This window comes from Thalassospira sp. MCCC 1A02898 (assembly GCF_001618185.1).
GTDB lineage: Bacteria > Pseudomonadota > Alphaproteobacteria > Rhodospirillales > Thalassospiraceae > Thalassospira > Thalassospira tepidiphila.
Genome location: NZ_LPXK01000012.1, coordinates 114,952 through 133,541, shown reverse-complemented (window position 1 = coordinate 133,541; position 18,590 = coordinate 114,952). Strand labels below are relative to the sequence as shown.

The following is an 18,590-nucleotide window of genomic DNA, read 5'->3' as shown; positions in this document are numbered from 1 at the left end:
TCAGGTCAGAATATCGAAATACTGACCACGTCCGCCGGCACCGGCTGTCAGATTATTCAGTGGATCACCAGATGCGCTGTATGTCGGAGATGAGATCTTTTCGACATAGCTGTCTGAAATTGTTTTCTGTTCGCCGTCTTTCAGGAACTGCTTTTGTTCATTGCGGTCACGCTGATAGGACTGAACAGCGCGCTCGATTTCCTGATCCGATGTCAGGACAGAGGCGCGTGTCCCATCAATAATCCGGTTTTGCTCGGCAAAACGCTGCTCATCACCACGTTGCTGGGCGATTGGGCTGGTCTGGTGGACGGGATTGGACAGCGAAAGATCAGAAAAAGGCGCGATATTTACCATTGACGGAACTGCTCGTTTGAACCGATTGGTGTTTTTAATTCGGCCGGAATATTACTCAGAGTGACTCGGATTTGAAGCCCTAATTTGCGCTTCAGAGTGACAAAAATGACAAGTCTTTGAAAAAGCGATCAAAGAAGTTTTGGTTCGCTGGCGTTGTTGCTGTCCGGGTCATAAATGCCTGCCGCGAATCGGCGTGGACTGGTCTTTGCAAGCGCCTTGAGTTTTGCCGCTTCGACCGAAATATGATCAAGGGTGATGTCGGTGCGTTCCGCCGGAATCCGGATCAGCGCGGCACTGACACTCATCAGATCAAACTTTGCGGGTTGGCCATCCCGCCCCTTGCCGGTCAGGTATCCACTTTCACGTGTTTCCGGGTCATAGAAGCTTTTGATCTGTGCATCGAACATGGCCTGAACGCGTTGGACAGCCGCGACCGCATCCTCAAAATCAATCGATTGCACATAGGCAAAGAAATCATCACCGCCGATATGGCCAACAAACCAGTCATTCTGGCTCAGGACCTTACCCAGGATATCCTTGAAAAGCAGGATCGCGCGGTCACCTTGGCGGAACCCGTATTGATCATTGAACGGTTTGAAATTGTCGAAATCGAAATAGACGGCAAACCGACGTCGGCGTGGCTCCGCCAGGGCGCGCGCGGCATAACGGTAAATCGCACTATTGCCCGGCAGTCGGGTCAGCGGATTTTCATCGCGTGCATTCAGGGTATTGCGTTCATTGACCGCACGCAAAAGCGCACTTTGATCCAGAACACCCAGATACTGGTCATTTTCCGTCAGGATCACCCCGTCGAGCGCCTCGGTCGCGACAAAGGTTTCAAGAAGCTCCGACAGGCTGGTGCGGATATCGGCAACCGGGCAGCGGCGCAGAAAGCGTTTGATATTCGCCCTGTTGGCCGGATTTTGCAGCAATTCACGGCCAAACGGCGTGTAGATAAACGCCTTGAATTCTGAATCCCGGACAATGCCCAACGGCTTGCCGTCATGGTCGACGACCGGCACCAGCGAGATATCCGGATTTTGTTGAAAGTAGCTCAGGATATCGACCGGATTAATATCAATCGGCAGGGCCGGTGTTTCCAGCAGGTAGGATCTGACAACATCATCATCGCGATCTGACTGGCGGCGCGAATCTGCTGCGATGTCGGCTGCTGAGGACACAATATCGGTCTGTTCGGGAATATCGAGTGACGGGCACGCAATAAAGAAACCCTGCACCAGATCACAACCCAAACGCCGACAACACAGGAACTCCTCACGGGTTTCCACACCTTCGGCGACGACCTGGGCTGCGATCATGTGGGCGAACGCCGTGATTTGCGTAACAAACAGTTCCTTGCGACGGTCACGGTCGATGCCATCAATAAAGAACCGGTCGATCTTGATGATGTCAGGTTCGCATTCATAAAGCGCACGCAACTGGGCAAAGCCGCTGCCGTAATCATCAATGGCAATCTTAAAGCCCTGACTGCGGTAGCGCACCAGAATGTCTTTGAGGTATCCGGCATTGCTGATGTCGTGGCGTTCGGAAATCTCAAGGAAGATGGTATCGCGTTCAAGTCCGGCATCGCTCAGCAGGGCGGCGGTCTGACCGGGTTGGTAATCCTCGGTTTTCACAACGCGATTGTCGAAATTGTAAAAAAGCTTGAGCCGCTTGGCGCCGGGAAAGCGCGCGAATTTCTCAATCGCCTTGGCGCGCAGCATCATATCGACACTGTGCAGGTTGCCAGTGTCCCATGCGGTATCAAACAGGGCCTGAATGGATGTAAATCCGGCTTCTTCCCAGCGCCGCAAAAGCGCCTCATAGCCGAAAACATGACCGGTGTGCGGACTTACAATGGGCTGGAAGGCGAAGTCGACTTTTTCGACGACCTGCTGCCAGTTACGGAGCATGACCGGTTGGGTCACGGGTCGGTCGGATATCCACTGTTCATCTGCATCAAAGGTCAAATGCAGTACCCCGATCTTCAAAATGGTCGGCTTTCCCGGAAGTTGTGAGAATTAGAAGTTCCGAGGTTTGCTGTTATCCCAGATATGACAACAAGTTCATGACAGTGGGGTTACGAATATGTGACATCCGCAGAAAACATCCGCTTTTTTATCAAGAAACGGCTGGATCTCTATACAAAGGGGTTAGACAAATCGGCGAACCCGATACTGCCTCGACTAACCGATAGCCCGTGTGGCCAGCGGATGATGTTCCTGAACCAGTCCGCGCAGGCGTGACTCGAGAACATGGGTATAAATCTGCGTCGTCGAGATATCGGAATGGCCCAGCATCTTTTGCAAGCTGCGCAAATCTGCGCCATTGGCCAGAAGGTGACTGGCAAAGGAATGGCGCAAGACGTGCGGCGATACCTTTGATGGCGGGACACCGGCCTCAATTGCCAGATCCTTGATCATTTTCAGAAACATCTGACGGGTCAAATGCCCGGTTTTCCCCCGTGACGGGAAAAGGTATGAGGATTGCCCGGGGCGATCGGCATGGCCGTTTGATTTGTCTGATGGAATAAAGGCATCGCGCACTTCAAGATAATCACGTAGCGCATCACGGGCCGGATCTGAAAGCGGCACCAGCCGTTCCTTGCTGCCCTTGCCGCGCACAATCAGCATCTGCGGATCACGTGCCGCTGCGGCAAAGGGGAGCTCGACCAGCTCCGAAACGCGCATGCCGGTGGCATACATCAGCTCCACCATCGCAAGTAAGCGCTTGCCCTTGATACCCGGATGGTTTGTTGCAGCGATGATCAGACGATCAATTTCTTCAATCGACAGAAATTTTGGCAGGGTCTGGCCCTGTTGCGGACTGTCGATATTCGATGACGGGTCATCATCGCGATACCCGTCGGAATAAAGGAACTTGTGAAACTGCCGCAAGGCCGACAGGCGCCGCGCCTGCGTACGCGGCGCAAGCCCGGCAGATCCCAGTTCGGCCATATAACGCCTGACATCCGCATCGCTTGCCGATACCGGATCGGCTTTGCCCGCAGTCAGCGATGACGCATAATCTTCAAGATCACGCCGATAGGCATCAAGCGTGTGCACACTGGCCCCGCGTTCTGCGGCCATCATTTCCAGAAAGGCCGATATCAACGAGCTTGTCAGTGCCTTGGCCATGACCGGTCCTGCCAGTGATTAAAGAGCCTACTGATTAAACGACATCAGCAGTTCTGTCGCCAGACGCCGCGCGTCATTTTCCTGCCCGATGATCAGGAGCGACGTAACGGTATCGCTCAGGACCTTGGGGTCGGCATTATCAACGGCTGCGACTTGTTGGGCCTGAATGGCGAGGGCCGCGGTTTTCGCCTTTTGCTGCGCCGCCGCAGCTGCGTTGAGTTGATGCGAAACCGCACTACTGGTTGTCATGCGTTCTTCGGCGTAGGGCGCGGTCAGGATGCTGTCCCACAGTGTATTGGGGACTTCGATGCCGAAACCTTCAAACAGGTTGAAGATCAGTTCGCTATAACGTCGTGCAGCGGCCTGATCGCCGCGCGCGGCCTGCATTTCCTGCCATTCGACCATGCGGGCACGATGACGGGCAAGGGCGGCTGCGCGATCAGATGCACTTTGCACATCCTCGGCCGAGGCCGAGTTGGGCATGACGGTTGCCGATGCCATGCCGCCACTTGATGTCGGTGCGCCCGGCACGACGGCACCGCCAAGCCCGAAGTTTTGCGTCGGGCCGGATTGCGGATCAGGCCCAAAACTCTGCGAAGAACTTCCATCCGTTGCCATGGCTGTCGGTCGAACAACACCTGTTTCCTCAAGGCCGGAAATCGCCAGAACCGGATAAAGCAGGCTCAGGCGTGATGAAATGTCATTCGATGCATTGGCCGATGATTTGGCAACCTGAAGCCAGTTTTCTGCCCGCTCGAACTTGTTTGCGGCAATTGATGCCCGAAGGGCGGGAACAGCAAACCACGAAAAGTCGCCATTCACCGGAATGTCGGTCATCAGCGGCGCTGCCAACCTTGCGGCTTGCATGAAATCGCCTTCAAAATCGGCGGCTTCAAACAGGGCGGCCAGAATTTCGGCCCGTGCGGCGGCAACATCACTTTGTGCCGCGGCCTGATACAGCTTGGCATATTGGCGTGCCTGAATGCCTTCGCTGGCATTATCAAGAACGCTTTCCAATGCCGCCGGTTCGAAACTCACCGACTGATACACATCAGCCAGTTTTTCCGGGCTGATCAGGCCAAGGTTTTCAGCCTTGCGGGCGGCCTCAAGGCGAACATCGGTCGCAGTCGCATCGGCAGTGGTAATGCCAATGATGGCGGCTGGATTGTCGGTTTCAAGCTGGCTGGTTGGGATCGATTGTTTGGCAATCGCCAGAAGTGCCAGATCGATCGGGCGCAAATCATTTAGCAAGTCGGCATCGGCAGTGCCGCCACTGCGGATTGCGGAAACCAGACCAAAGAACGTGGCATCGCTTTCGCCACCCATTTCACGCACAAGATCGACGGTGAAGGCCGCCGAAGTCGGATCATTGGCATAAAACGCGCACATCGCCGCCGCCTTAAGCCAGAAAAGCTCCTCGTAACTTGCGCCGTAACCTTCAATCGCGTCACATGCCGCATCAATTCTGGAGCCAATCAGAAGGGCGTTAACCTCTGCCTGCGCCAGCATGGAGCCGCGCGATCCTTGCGGGGCGGCGCGGACAAGTTCGATGGCGTCATCAAGCGCGCCCATCTCGATCAGCTTTGCGACACGTGCTTCAAGCAGGCTGATATCAGCCGAACCTTGTGGCAGTGCTGCTGCGGACAGAAGCATGCGTCTTTGTAAGTCACGCGCAGCATGGGTCGCCGGGGTCGCGGGCAATTCTGAAATCAGTTGTGCAGCAGACCGGCGGGTGGTGCCGTTCCACATATCGGTGCCAAGGCCGCCACGCGATTGATCAATGGTCCCGACGGCCTCGGCGTCGACCGCGCCAAGCGACAGCGATTGCACCGCGTTCGGATCCGAGGGGAATGCATCAGTCTCGGTGGTGCCAGATGATATATTGCCAAAGCCGCCTGATCGCGGGGCCGATGTGGCCCCCGGATTGGTCGGGTTTGGGGCAACCTGGCGTTCCGCGTCCTGTTCTGCTTCCTGTTTTAAAAACAACGGCACGGGGGCCGAGTTTTGCGCGCTTGCAGGGGCGGAACCAAGTCCCGTTCCCGTCATCATGGCCAGTACACAGGTCTGCATTAACAGGCGGGAACGCAATGTCATCTTAGTTAAACCTCGAATTCGGGATGGTTTCTTCGATTTGGGCGGTCGGGGCAGGAATGTCCCAGGTCACCAGGAAAGTGGCACCGCCGGCAATCACGGCGATAACCAGCAACAGGATGATGCGCGATAAAATTCTCATTTTAATCCAGACTTCGAAGCGTTTAAGCGATGGACGCGAATACCAGTATGCGGACGAAAATCAAAGATGCAAGAACCGCAACCGCCAATCATTCTGGCCGCCCGTCCAAGTATCTTGAACCTGTCATCGCATTGGGGTGGTCGCACTCCAATTCGGCAACTTAAAGGCAGTATAAGTGCCTGTTACTCACAGAGAGTTAATACCATCGCGCAGAACAACCTTGGGCAAAACGATGCATAGGCATGCCTAAAGTGACTGAAAGGGGCAATTTGGCGCAGTATTTTTGTCGTGTTTTCTGTCCGGTTTGCTTGCGTTCGGGGGCAAGCTGGCCTAAAGATTTGGGTAATTTGTATCTCAATGATTGAACCACAGGACTGCAAACCGAACATGGACAGCAACATTGCCGAGTCGGGTTTGCACGAAGACGTGATCGCCAAAATTCGGGACGGCCTCAAAGGCCGGACATTGGTGTTCATTGGACTGATGGGTGCAGGAAAAAGCTGCATCGGCCGTATGGTCGCCAAGGAACTCAAGCTGGATTTTGTCGATGCCGACCGCGAAATTGAAGAAGCCGCTGGCTGCTCGATCGCCGATATCTTCAAGTTGTATGGCGAAGAGGCGTTTCGCGACGGCGAGGAACGTGTAATTGCCCGTTTGCTTGATGGCGAACAGATCGTGTTGGCCACAGGCGGTGGTGCGTTCATTCGCGAACGTACCCGACAATTAATCCTCGAAAAATCCGTATCGGTCTGGCTGCGCGCCGACCTTGATCTGCTGATGCACCGCACCAGCGGGCGGACCCATCGTCCGTTGCTTAATAACGGTGATCCCAGACAAATTCTCGCGGATCTGATCGAGACGCGTTACCCGGTCTATTCCGGGGCAGACATTATTTTCGACTGTGATGAATCCTCAAAGGAAGCCACCCGCGATGCGGTTCTTGAACTGCTTGCCAATTCCTTTGATGACGATGGTCAATTGATCAAGACAGGAACCTGACAGAGTGAGCAATCACGACACCCTTCGCGTCGAACTTGGCGCGCGCAGCTATGACATCCTTGTTGGCAGCAACCTTTTGGCCGATACCGCCAAATATATTGCCCCGTTCGTCAAGAAGGCCGGTGTGGTCGTGATCAGCGATGCGGCACTGTCGGACAATCATTTGCCGACCGTGCTGGCATCCCTTGACGGGGCGGGGATTCCCCACCGCGAAGTCGTCGTGCCGTCTGGTGAAAAGTCCAAAAGCTTTGCCATGTTCGAAAACGTCGTCGAACAGATTTTGGCGATGGGGATCGAACGGTCCACCCTGATCATTGCCCTGGGTGGCGGTGTTGTTGGCGACCTTGCCGGCTTTGTTGCGGCGTCTTTGTTGCGCGGTCTTGATTTCGTTCAGATCCCGACCACTTTGCTGTCGCAGGTTGATAGTTCCGTTGGCGGCAAGACCGGGATCAATTCCAAGTCGGGCAAGAACCTGATTGGTGCGTTTCATCAGCCGCGTCTGGTTCTGGCCGATACCTCGGTTCTTGATACCTTGCCAGCACGTGAATTGCGGTCTGGTTATGCCGAGATTGCGAAATATGGCCTGATCGATGATCCGGAATTCTTTGCCTGGCTTGAAGAAAACGGGCAGGCGGTTCTTGATAAAGACGGGCCTGAGCGCCGTCAGGCCGTGATCAAAAGCTGTGCGGCGAAGGCCCGCATTGTGTCAGAGGATGAACGCGAAGGCGGCAAACGCGCACTTTTGAACCTTGGTCATACCTTTGGTCACGCGCTTGAAGCCGAAACCGGATATGGCGAAAAGCTTTTGCATGGCGAAGCGGTTGCCATGGGTATGGTCATTGCCCATGACGTATGCGGTGCCATGGGCATGGCACCTGCGGGCGAGAAAGACCGGATTGTTGCCCACCTGAAATCGGTTGGTCTTCCGGTGACGGCATCCGAGGTCACAGGCATGCATTTGGATGTCGACAAGGTGATCAGTCACATGTCGCGCGACAAAAAAGTCCGCGACGGCGAGATCACCTTTGTCATGACCCGCGGGATCGGCAAGGCATTTACATCCAAGGCAATGGATGTTGAAAAAATGCGTGCCGCGATCACCCGATCCTGTCGGGGTTGATCAAGATTATTCTGATCCACAATGCGTGTGGGTCGACGGACGTGCATGGTGGCGATCACTTCGCGGTGGTGACTTTGCCGCCAATGTGTTGTTGTTAACTTGTTTAACGGCATTTGACCTTATAGATGAACACAGAACAAACTTGCTCTGTTGCAATCACCGCTTGGAGACGGCCCTGAATGACGATCACGATTGTCGTGATTTTTTTGCTGCTGATGCTTTCGGCATTCTTTTCTGGCTCGGAAACCGCGCTGACGGCGGCGTCGCGTCCGGTCATGCATCACAAGGAACAGGATGGTGACATTCGGGCCGCAATCGTCAACAGGTTGCGCCGGTATCAGGAACGGTTGCTGGGCGCGATCCTGCTTGGCAACAACATGGTCAACATTCTGGCCTCTGCCCTTGCAACATCGGTGATGATCGAGCTGTTTGGTGAAAACGGTGTCGTGTATGCGACGGCGGTGATGACCGCGCTTGTTCTGATTTTCTCGGAAATTCTGCCAAAGACCTACGCGCTTCAGCATGCTGATACCATGGCTCTGCGGGTCGCGCGCCCGATGAGCATCCTTGTCGTTCTATTCGCGCCGATCACCCAGACCATTCAGGTTCTGGTGCAGGCCACCCTGCGCCTGTTTGGCAGTGGCGAGGGCCCCGGTCTAGATAGCGAACGTGAATTGCGTGGTGCCATCGAACTGCATGCCGATGACGTGGTTGTCGGTAACCATCATGCCGAACGCACGATGTTGCACGGGGTGCTTGATCTTGAAGATGTCGGCGTGTGGGAAATCATGGTTCACCGTCGCAAGGTGCAAATGATCGATATTTCCCGCCCGATGGAAGAAATCCTTGATACGGTTCTGGCAAGTCCGCACACCCGTATTCCGATCTACGAAAAGGACCCGGACAATATTGTCGGCGTCCTGCATGCACGTGAAGTTCTCAAGGCGATTGTGCGCGGGGCCAAGCCCGCCAGCGCCGAGGATGTCCGCGAACTGAGTTCCGAACCTTGGTTCATCCCGGATTCAACAACCCTTGCCGACCAGCTTAAGGCGTTCAAGGAACGGCACGAACATTTTGCCATCGTTGTTGACGAATATGGCGCGTTCGAAGGCGTTGTATCGCTTGAAGACATTCTGGAAGAAATCGTTGGCGATATTGCCGATGAAACCGACGTAGAAGTGGTTGGTGTGCAGCCGCAGGCCGACGGATCGGTCATTGTGCGCGGCGATGTCACCATTCGCGATCTGAACCGCCGTTTCGGATGGCGTCTGCCTGATGAAGAAGCCGCCACCGTGGCCGGTCTTTTGCTGTATGAAACCCGGCGTATTCCCGATGTCGGGCAACAGTTCCGTTTCCATGGCTTTGAGTTTGAAGTGCTGCGGCGTATTCGCAACCAGATCACCCGTGTACGTTTGCGCGCGGTGACGGATCCGGCCGGGGAAGAACAGGAATAAAATCTTTTCCCCCGCTTTGCCGGTGTGTTGCCGACAAACCACTATAGCGTAAAAAATTTCAGCTTTATCTACTTATGGGTTAAACTCTTGTTTCAGGGTCTTGACCCAAAGGATTGCAGGGCCACTTGCAAATAAGGGCCCGTCACACTGTGTCATCCAGTGACGTCATTTCTATATGACGTCTGGCAGTGTGAAACCAGATGATCTGATCGGGTTTGGGCATGTGGCAACAGCAACCTGCAGAGAGAGATGCATGGATACTAAAATTGTACCGGGTGTGGTCCAGGAACAATCCATCGCGACACTCAACCCCGCCGATTCCGTGATGGACGCCGTCACCATGATGGCCGAGCGTAAGATTGGCGCGGTCATCATCGTTGATAACAACGCCAGACTGGCTGGAATTTTTACCGAGCGTGACCTTGTCAACCGTGTGGTGGCAAAGGGGCTGGATGCGGCATCTGTTCCGCTTTCCAAAGTCATGACCGCTGATCCTGATACGCTTGGTCCGAATGATTCCGCCATGAGTGCGCTTGATCTGATGAGTGCACGGCGATACCGCCACCTGCCGGTTGTCGATGGCGACAAGGTTGTTGGCATGGTGTCGATCCGTGACCTGTTTAATGTGGTCAAACGCCAACTCGAAGAAGATGTGCGGGAACGCGAAAAGTTCATCTTCGGCTCGGACTACGGCGTGGCCTGAAGCCACCGGTTTTCTGGATAAGGCATATGGCTTCGGTCTGACGGGGAATTCCCCGTCAGGCCTGTGTGCCGTGAAGAATTCCGATGAGTTTCCCGAAATTCCGGTGATCGTCTTTCGCCGCCAGGTTTGGGCGGCGGGAATGACGGAAAATGCGTTTGCGACTTGACAGCATGCAGGTGAACGTCTTTACGTTTACGTAAAGGAGAAATTCCGATGCCACTGTCCCGCCCCGCAGAACGCGAACACATCCATACCCGCACGGTGACCTGTCAGGGGTTCCGGCGCAAAGACGGCCTTTGGGATATCGAAGGCCACATCACCGATGTCAAAACCTATGGTTTTTCCAATCATGATCGTGGTGAAATCCCTGCCGGCGAGCCGGTCCACGGGATGTGGATACGCGTTACCATTGGCGATGATCTTGTGATCCGCGATGTCGAGGCCGTAACCGACTTTGCCCCGTTTTCTGCCTGCGATGCGATTGCCCCGAATTACGAAAAGCTGGTCGGTTTGAAGCTTGGCCCGGGCCTGCGCAAACAGATCCGTGACAGGGTGGGGGGCGTTCATGGCTGTACGCATCTGAATGAATTGATGGGCCCGGTTGCGACCACGGCGTTTCAGACAGTTTTCCCGATCCTTGCCAAGGAATCCCTGCAGGCACGCGATGAAAACGATGACAAACCGCCACGACGCAATCCCTTGATCAATACCTGCCATGGCTGGCGCAGTGACGGGCCCGCCGTCAAACGGATATCTCCGGAACTCTATACCGGTGACGATTAACCGGGGCGTCTTGCAAGTGCATCTGTGCGGTCCAATATCCAAATGGTCCGTAACGTGTAATTGTCAGGTGGCGTGTGTTCATGTTGCGCCGGTGTGGAAACGCCAATAACGAGAAAGATTGCAAAGGCTTCTTGCACCCGTTTGAAAAGGCGGTGTTCTGTTGTTGCGTGACCGCCATTTTGCTTCTGATATCATCCTTGGCGACCGCGCATGATCTTGCATCGCCACAGGCAGAAGCCGGACAAGCCAATGCTGATGAACAGGATGGCTTCCTGATCTTGCAGACCAACCTGCACCCCCCCTATCAGGAACTTCAAAACGGCATACTCAGCGGATATTCGGTCTCGATCCTGAACTGTGTGTTTGATCGGCTTGATATTGGCTATGGGCTGGCGATTGCCCCCCGTCAACGCAACCGCGAAATGGTGCGCACCGGCAAGGCCGACGGGTTCTTTTTGGCCCGCATCAGCGACGCGATGGACGAATACGCCGTGGCGTCAAATCCGTTGGCGCTTGAAAAATGGGTGTGGGTGTCGCCCGCAATCAAATCGGACGATCCCCGTGTCAGTCGGCGGCCAAAGCCCGGTGATTTTTCAACCGTCGGGGCGATACTGGGATCGAACGAGGCCGAATGGCTGCTTGAACAGGGTTACACCGATGTCATGCGTGTACCTTCGATTGCGTCACTGGTCGGGCAAGTCGCAGCAGGTCGGGTCGAATATGCCCTTGTCGATAAGCACAGTTTTGAATTCGCCCGCAAGGAACTGCAACTGACAGCCGATAAGTTCCGGATGCAGTTCGAACGCTATGTGCCACTGGTTGTGTATTTTTCCAAACATTACGTTGCGACTTTCCCGCGGCTGCTTGATGACCTCAATGCCGTTTTGGAATTTTGTGAAACCCGCCCGATGCATTTGGAAGCCTGGGAACGCGAAGCAATCCAGAATGTTCAACTGCCCGGTATTCGCCAGTTTGCAAGTTCCCCGGAACTTTTGGGCCATCTTTTTAACCAGTTGGATGGGACAGAGATACAGAGTGCTGATCAAAAACGCCTGACCGATCAAGAATGGATCACGCTGGCGCGCGAAGGTGCCGCCAGTGCAATCGCGACGGAAATCCTTGGCAATGATTTGTCAAAATACCTTCGCACGTTTCAGGCCAGTATTGGCGAACAAGTGGCAGAGGCATTCGTTTTTGACACCCATGGTCAGATCATCGGCATGAGCCGCCTGACATCGGATTTTGATCAGAGTGACGAAGCCCAGTTTCAGATGATTGATAGCCTTAATCGTGAAAAGGCACTGATCACCGATATTTGGTATGACGCCTCGACCCGTGCGTTCCTGTCGCAAATCACGGTGCCGATCATTGACCCGGATAGTGGTCAGACACTTGCCGCCCTGACTGTGGGCCTAAACGTTTCCGCAGCACTGCGTCCGGAAAGCTGAAATCAGGGGTCGGTAGGCTTCGGCAAATCGCCGGGATTACTTGCCGGGCGGCTCGGAAATTTCAATCGCGATATTGCTATACCAGTCCGCCGCGGCCTGCATCTCCGCATCCGTCAGGTCCTTGGCAATCGGTGTCATGACGTCATGAACCCGTTTGCCGGTGCGAAACGCCTTAAGTTGCGTTTCGATATATATGTTGGTTTCGCCCGCCAGATTGGGGGCGTCTTCCAGTGTTGAAATGCCATTCGCGCTGTGACAGCCAACGCAAAGTTCGGGTGCATCGTTTTCGGATGTGTCCGCGGGCAAGGTGCCTGATACCTCGAAATGGCTGAACCAAAGTGCAACCTTGCTGATCTGATCATCAGACAGGCCGCTTGCGACCACGGTCATCATTTCATGTTCACGTTCGCCGGTCTTGAAGGCGTTCAGCTGGGCGATCAGATAATCGACCGGCTCGCCCCCGATATGCGGGGCAATCGGAATGCGTGCCAGACCATCAAGCCCGTGACAGGTGCGACACATTCCGGCAACCTTGCGGCCATCCTGAAGGGCGTTGGCATCAGGTGCGGACTTATCTTGGGCTGCCACAGCAGCCACGCCCCCGGCGGACAAAAGCCCGCCGAGGAGTGCGATCATAAATCTGCGCATCAATTGCCCTCATACCAGATGCGATACAACGCACCGGCCAGATCGTCGGAAACAAGGATCGAGCCATCACGCAATTGGGCAACATCAACCGGACGGCCAAGGTATTCTTCGTTCTCGTCAATCCAGCCTTCGGCAAATGGTTCGATGGTGGCGTTACCTTCATCGTCAATAAAGGTGACCATCACCCGCGCGCCCACCGGGGTTGTGCGGTTCCACGACCCATGCTGGGCCGAAAAGATCGCGTTCTTGTATTTGGCCGGGAACATGTTGCCGGTATAGAAGCTCATGCCAAGGTCGGCGGCATGGGCCACGGTTTCAACCGCAGGCATGACCACATCATATGGCACTTCCTGACCGGCATATTCATTGGTGCGGACATCACCGCCGCCATACCACGGATGGCCGAAATGTTGGCCTGCGGCGGTTTGATGGTTGATCTCGCCGGGCGGGATATCATCGCCCATGCCATCGACCTGGTTATCCGTCCACCACAGTTCACCTGTGACCGGATGGAAGTCATGCCCGACGGAGTTGCGCACCCCGTATGTGTAGACTTCGCGGCCGGTGCCATCGGTATTGATGCGGATGATGCCACCAATTCCCCACTCGCGATAAAGATCCAGCTTGTCTTCCGGCGCCACGTTGAATGGCTGACCAAGAGAGATATAAAGCTTTCCATCCGGGCCGATTTTGCAAACGCGCGCGGTGTGGTTATAGCTTTCCTCGGCCGGTGGGATCAGATCACCCTGTTTGACGACATTGAACGCGGCAACGTCCGGGCTTTCATAGAAAAACTCGGCTGCGGGGAACACCAGAACACGGTTCTGTTCGGCGATATACAGGAACCCGTCCGACGAGAAGCACGGACCGTTCGGGATGCTAAACCGAAGCGACGGGGCGAAGTCCTTGACCTCGTCGGCGACACGGTCTTTGTTGCGGTCTGTGACCGACCACACCTTATCCTTGCGCGTGCCGACAAAGGTCACAACCCCCTGTGGCCCGACGGCAATATGGCGGGCATCGGGGACAATAGCATAAAGGCCGATCTTGAAACCATCAGGAAGCTTGATGCGCTCAAGGGTCTTTTTGATCCCTTCGGCGTAATCACCACCCTGTTCGATGACGGTGAATTCTGTCGTTCCGGTTGATTGGAAGTTGGATAGTTTTTCAAGATTGTCCGGCGCAGGTGCTTGCGCATAGGCGGTTCCGGACATGGCAAGCGCAATGCTCGCCATTAGAAGGCGTTTCGTCATTACGTAGTCCTCCCGATTGTAGCGGATGCCATTGACCGGCACCCGTGCCGCGCGAACTTCACCATTCGCACGGCTTGTGTATAAGCATTGCGCCTAATCGGGATGAACGTCTAGGTTGATTTCACTATGTGGAATTATTCTTAATTGTTTTTGTTGACCAGGGCGTTTTCGTATTCCGCTGGTGTCATGGTTTTGAGTGCCAGCGCGTGCACGCGATCTTTCAGCAATGCATCAAGCGCGCCATATACAAGGCGCTGGCGATTGACACGGTTCTCGCCTTCGAATTTTTCGGAAACCACAAGAACGGAAAAATGGGACTCGCCACGCGGGTCTGCACCGGCGTGACCGGCATGTTTGGACGAATCATCATTGATCTGTAGTTCGACCGGGCTGAATTGTTCGGTCAGGATGTCACGGATCTGGTTGGTGACCTGCATGGTAAGGGCCTCTGTTTTCTGGTGATGTTTGCAGATTGCTGCAAAAACGTCTCTTTACGTCACGTTCTGTCATGCGGTGACCGTTTTTCAAGCCTTTTATCGCATTTAAAGCGCCCGTATGATATTGCGCGCATCGAATTTTCAGAACATATAGACGCAAATGAACCGAGGACACCGCAACAAGCGCAAGACGCTTTACCATGAAGAACCCGTTCTGCCGGAATGTGACTGGCCGGAATGTGACGGGCATGGGGAATTCCGTGCGCCCAAGGATCGCAAGTTGCACGACTATTACAAGTTCTGTCTGGAACATGTCCGCGAATACAACAAGTCCTGGAACTATTATGCCGGCATGAAGGCCGAGGATATCGAAAACGACATGCGTCGCGATACCCATTGGCAGCGTCCGACATGGCAGTTCGGTCATATCCGCGGATCCAAAAAACCGTTCAACTTCAAATTCAAGGACGGGTTCGGCTTCTTTAACGAAGACGGCGACCAGACCCATCATGGTCCCGGCGCCGAAGCCAGGGCCAATGCCGAACGCAAACGCAAAAGCGAAGAGGCCCAGCGTCGCGCTGGCGCCATGGGCATGCCGGCCGAACAGCAAGAGGCCATGGCGACCCTTGATCTTGGCTGGCCGTTCACCCGCGATGAACTCAAGACGAAATACAAGGCACTTTCCAAAAAGTACCATCCTGATGCCAATGGCGGCGACAAGGCGGCCGAGGAACGGTTCAAGCGGATCAGTGCGGCCTATACGTCACTCACACGCTATATCCGCGATCTTGAAGCGCGTGTGACACTTTAGCTTTCGGGCTAATTTTCTGCGAAATTTGATCGAAACCGGTCTATCTGGTTGCAGTTTGCGTATCTGGAAGGTCTTATCGACCAAACCTTTTGCGATAATAGATATTTTTTGCGCATCTTCCCTTTGTGTGATGCGTCATAACCGCTATTAATGAGCAAGTTTAACGAAACGACCGCGTCACCAGCGCCGGTCCGAAAAACGCGCGAGTACTTATGAGCCAAGGTTACGAAGCGAGCGGTGCAGCGGCAGAACATCCGCTTGATACACCCGACATCACCATTTCCGTCCGTGAAACGTTCGGGATCGATATCGATATGGAAGTCCCGGCATTCAGTCAGGGCAGCGAACATGTGCCGGCGATTGATCCGACCTATCGTTTTGATCGCGATACCACGATGGCGATCCTGGCGGGCTTTGCCCATAACCGCCGCGTGATGATCCAGGGTTATCACGGCACCGGTAAATCGACCCATATCGAACAGGTGGCAGCGCGCCTGAACTGGCCGTGCGTGCGTGTGAACCTTGACAGCCACATCAGCCGTATCGACCTGATCGGTAAGGACGCGATTGTTCTGCGTGATGGCAAACAGATCACCGAATTCCGCGAAGGCATTTTGCCCTGGGCGCTCAAACGCCCTGTCGCGATGGTGTTTGATGAATATGATGCCGGTCGCCCGGATGTGATGTTCGTGATCCAGCGTGTGCTTGAAGTCGATGGCAAGCTGACCCTTCTTGATCAGAACAAGGTCATCCACCCGCATTCGCATTTCCGCCTGTTTGCGACCTCGAACACGGTCGGTCTTGGCGATACCACGGGCCTGTATCACGGCACCCAGCAGATCAACCAGGCCCAGATGGACCGTTGGTCGATCATTGCGACGCTCAACTATCTGTCGGTCGAAGACGAAACCAACATCGTCGCCGCAAAGGTTCCGGCGTTTGATACTGCCGAAGGCCGCCAGAAGATCGAGGCAATGGTTGCCCTTGCCAACCTGACGCGTCAGGGCTTTGTGGCTGGTGATATCTCGACCGTCATGAGCCCGCGTACCGTGATCACGCTTGCCGAAAACGCCAAGATTTTTGGCGACGTTTCCTATGCCTTCCGCGTAACGTTCCTTAACCGTTGCGATGAAGTCGAACGTCCTATCCTGGCGGAATATTACCAGCGTTGCTTTGGTGAAGAACTGCCCGAGGAAGCCATCAATGTGATGGTCCGCTAAGGCGTGGCTCTCAAGCAGATTGGCGAACTGGTTCCACAAGCGAGTAGTGCGATGAAGAATGATGAGGCTCTTTCCGGCTTCTTGCGCGGCACGGCAGCGACGTTTCGTGCGCTTGCCGGGCGCAATGATCTGGAAGTCGGCTTTGTCAAAGGCGGGCGTCCGGGCGGCTATGGTGAACATGTGCGTTTGCCGATGCCCAAACAGTCCATGCCCAAGGATGAAGTCGCCGATCTGCGCGGTGTTGCCGATGGATGGGCGCTTAAGATGCGTCACCATGATGCCACCCTGCACGCCAAACGCATGCCTGAAACTGCCGAGGCTCAGGCTGTTTACGATGCGCTTGAAACTGCGCGTGTCGAAGCAGTGGGTTCGCGGTATTTCCCCGGTGTGCGCAAAAACCTTCGCGAACATGCCGAACAGGATTGCCATGCCAAGAACTATCACCGTGTGACATCACGCGACGATGCCCCGTTTGCCGATGCGATCGGGATGCTGGCGCGTGAAGTCTTTACCGGTGAAAAGGCCCCTGAATCCGCTGGTCCGCTGATTGACCTGTGGCGTTCACATATCGAAGAAAATGCCGGTTCAGACCTGAGCAACCTGCGCGATCTGCTGGATGATCAGGATGCCTTTGCGCGCGGCATGCGCAAATTGCTCGATCACCTGTCGCTTGAAGACGACCTCGACGATGCCCCGCCCGAACAGGAAGGCGAGGATGACGAGCAAAAAGACGGCGAAAACGATCCCGATCAGGAAGACATGGAAAGTCAGGGCGGCCAGCAGGGCCAGAATGACGATTCTGAACCTGATGGCAGCGATGATCAAACCGATGCCGGTTCCGAAGAAGCCGAAGCCGGCGAAGGCGATATCGATGATCAGCAGCTTGAAGCCATGTCGCAGGAAGAAAAGCCTGCCGGACCGGGCGAGCAGCCGGAATTTGATGGCCGCAACGAGCCGGTTGAACGCGGCTATGAGCCATTCACGCGCGAATATGACGAGGTGGTCACCGCAGATGATCTGTGTGAAAACCTCGAACTGTCGCGTCTGCGCGCCATGCTTGATAAGCAGCTGGCCAACCTTCAGAACGTGGTCTCCAAGCTTGCCAACCGTCTGCAACGCCGCCTGATGGCGCAGCAGAACCGTGGTTGGGACTTCGACCTTGAAGAAGGCATTCTTGATGCCGCCAAGCTGGCCCGGATCGTCTCGACCCCGTCGACGTCGCTGTCGTTCAAGCAGGAACAGGATACCGATTTCCGCGATACGGTTGTCACCCTTCTGATTGATAATTCCGGCTCCATGCGGGGTCGTCCGATTACGATTGCCGCCCTGTCGGCTGATATTCTGGCCCGCACCCTGGAGCGTTGTGGCGTTAAGGTCGAAATCCTTGGTTTCACCACCCGTCAGTGGAAAGGTGGCCAGTCGCGCGAAAGCTGGGTCGAGGCCGGAAAGCCGCCGAAGCCCGGTCGTCTGAACGATCTGCGTCATATCATCTACAAGGCTGCCGACACGCCATGGCGTCGGGCACGCAAGAACCTTGGTCTGATGCTGCGCGAAGGGCTGCTTAAGGAAAACATCGACGGCGAAGCGCTGCTTTGGGCGCATGAACGTCTTCTGGGTCGTTCTGAGCAACGCCGGATCATGATGGTGATTTCCGATGGTGCACCGGTGGATGACTCGACCCTTTCGGTCAATTCCGGAAATTATCTGGAACGCCATCTACGCGAAGTGATCGAATGGATCGAAACCAGATCACCGGTCGAACTTCTGGCGATCGGGATCGGTCATGACGTCACGCGTTATTATCGCCGTGCGGTCACGATTAACGATCCCGAAGAACTCGGTGGCACCATGCTGCGCGAATTGTCCGATCTGTTTGACGAACAGGGCGCGCGTCAACCCAAACGCCCGATGCGCCATGTGCCGGCCGATAACGCTAAGGCCCGCGATCACGCCACAGGCGATCGCGACCGCTGGTAAGGGCAGGGGTGCG

At 55.1% G+C, this 18,590-nt stretch carries 17 protein-coding genes; 9 read left to right on the top strand and 8 right to left on the bottom strand.

Features of this window, described 5'->3' with window-relative positions; all coding sequences use genetic code 11:
• The 5 genes from AUQ41_RS15040 to AUQ41_RS21060 all read right to left on the bottom strand — a co-directional run bounded on the left by AUQ41_RS15040 (position 1) and on the right by AUQ41_RS21060 (position 5,724).
• Positions 1-354, bottom strand: a complete 354-nt coding sequence (locus AUQ41_RS15040; RefSeq protein ID WP_063089137.1) for a hypothetical protein — start codon at positions 352-354, stop codon at positions 1-3.
• A gap of 128 nt (positions 355-482) precedes the next feature.
• Entirely contained in the window at positions 483-2,345 is a 1,863-nt protein-coding gene (locus AUQ41_RS15035) for an EAL domain-containing protein (RefSeq protein WP_083952867.1), read from the bottom strand.
• Positions 2,346-2,540: 195 nt separating this feature from the next.
• Positions 2,541-3,491: a site-specific tyrosine recombinase XerD gene (gene xerD, locus AUQ41_RS15030; RefSeq protein ID WP_063089136.1), complete on the bottom strand. Its 951-nt coding sequence runs from the start codon at positions 3,489-3,491 to the stop codon at positions 2,541-2,543.
• Between the two features lie 27 nt (positions 3,492-3,518).
• Positions 3,519-5,585 (bottom strand): hypothetical protein, encoded by a 2,067-nt coding sequence (locus tag AUQ41_RS15025; protein ID WP_063089135.1) that lies wholly within the window; start codon positions 5,583-5,585, stop codon positions 3,519-3,521.
• Between the two features lies 1 nt (position 5,586).
• Positions 5,587-5,724: a hypothetical protein gene (locus AUQ41_RS21060; RefSeq protein WP_165374927.1), complete on the bottom strand. Its 138-nt coding sequence runs from the start codon at positions 5,722-5,724 to the stop codon at positions 5,587-5,589.
• A 387-nt stretch (positions 5,725-6,111) separates the two neighbouring features.
• Here AUQ41_RS21060 and AUQ41_RS15020 point away from each other — a divergent pair, with 387 nt between their 5' ends.
• The 6 genes from AUQ41_RS15020 (at position 6,112) to AUQ41_RS14995 (ending at position 12,231) form a co-directional block, all read left to right on the top strand.
• A complete protein-coding gene (locus AUQ41_RS15020) occupies positions 6,112-6,723 on the top strand; it encodes a shikimate kinase (protein WP_232308410.1) in 612 nt (203 codons plus the stop codon).
• A gap of 4 nt (positions 6,724-6,727) precedes the next feature.
• Positions 6,728-7,843 carry a 3-dehydroquinate synthase gene (gene aroB / locus AUQ41_RS15015; protein ID WP_063089133.1) on the top strand — a complete coding sequence of 372 codons (1,116 nt, stop codon included), beginning with the start codon at positions 6,728-6,730 and terminating at the stop codon, positions 7,841-7,843.
• A 179-nt stretch (positions 7,844-8,022) separates the two neighbouring features.
• On the top strand, positions 8,023-9,297 hold the full coding sequence (locus AUQ41_RS15010) for an HlyC/CorC family transporter (protein WP_008889896.1): 1,275 nt from the start codon (positions 8,023-8,025) through the stop codon (positions 9,295-9,297).
• 253 nt (positions 9,298-9,550) lie between these two features.
• Positions 9,551-10,000 carry a CBS domain-containing protein gene (locus AUQ41_RS15005; protein WP_008889897.1) on the top strand — a complete coding sequence of 150 codons (450 nt, stop codon included), beginning with the start codon at positions 9,551-9,553 and terminating at the stop codon, positions 9,998-10,000.
• A gap of 213 nt (positions 10,001-10,213) precedes the next feature.
• Positions 10,214-10,783 carry a DUF2889 domain-containing protein gene (locus AUQ41_RS15000; protein WP_063089132.1) on the top strand — a complete coding sequence of 190 codons (570 nt, stop codon included), beginning with the start codon at positions 10,214-10,216 and terminating at the stop codon, positions 10,781-10,783.
• A 197-nt stretch (positions 10,784-10,980) separates the two neighbouring features.
• Entirely contained in the window at positions 10,981-12,231 is a 1,251-nt protein-coding gene (locus tag AUQ41_RS14995) for a transporter substrate-binding domain-containing protein (protein WP_232308409.1), read from the top strand.
• A gap of 36 nt (positions 12,232-12,267) precedes the next feature.
• Here the strand turns inward: AUQ41_RS14995 and AUQ41_RS14990 are convergent, their stop codons facing one another.
• The 3 genes from AUQ41_RS14990 to AUQ41_RS14980 form a co-directional block, all read right to left on the bottom strand.
• Complete coding sequence (locus tag AUQ41_RS14990) at positions 12,268-12,879, bottom strand: c-type cytochrome (RefSeq protein ID WP_063089130.1); 612 nt, start codon at positions 12,877-12,879, stop codon at positions 12,268-12,270.
• Complete coding sequence (locus AUQ41_RS14985; RefSeq protein WP_063089129.1) at positions 12,879-14,132, bottom strand: sorbosone dehydrogenase family protein; 1,254 nt, start codon at positions 14,130-14,132, stop codon at positions 12,879-12,881. The genes AUQ41_RS14990 and AUQ41_RS14985 overlap by 1 nt, the downstream gene beginning before the upstream one ends.
• 140 nt (positions 14,133-14,272) lie before the next feature.
• Entirely contained in the window at positions 14,273-14,569 is a 297-nt protein-coding gene (locus AUQ41_RS14980; RefSeq protein ID WP_063089128.1) for a BolA family transcriptional regulator, read from the bottom strand.
• 160 nt (positions 14,570-14,729) lie between these two features.
• On the opposite strand from AUQ41_RS14980, the gene AUQ41_RS14975 reads away from it, so the two are divergent.
• The 3 genes from AUQ41_RS14975 (at position 14,730) to cobT (ending at position 18,577) form a co-directional block, all read left to right on the top strand.
• Entirely contained in the window at positions 14,730-15,380 is a 651-nt protein-coding gene (locus AUQ41_RS14975; protein WP_063089127.1) for a DnaJ domain-containing protein, read from the top strand.
• A 212-nt stretch (positions 15,381-15,592) separates the two neighbouring features.
• Positions 15,593-16,600, top strand: coding sequence for a cobaltochelatase subunit CobS (gene cobS / locus AUQ41_RS14970; protein WP_063089126.1), 1,008 nt, complete (start codon positions 15,593-15,595; stop codon positions 16,598-16,600).
• A 51-nt stretch (positions 16,601-16,651) separates the two neighbouring features.
• Positions 16,652-18,577 carry a cobaltochelatase subunit CobT gene (cobT, locus tag AUQ41_RS14965; RefSeq protein WP_063089125.1) on the top strand — a complete coding sequence of 642 codons (1,926 nt, stop codon included), beginning with the start codon at positions 16,652-16,654 and terminating at the stop codon, positions 18,575-18,577.
• Positions 18,578-18,590 lie beyond the last annotated feature (13 nt).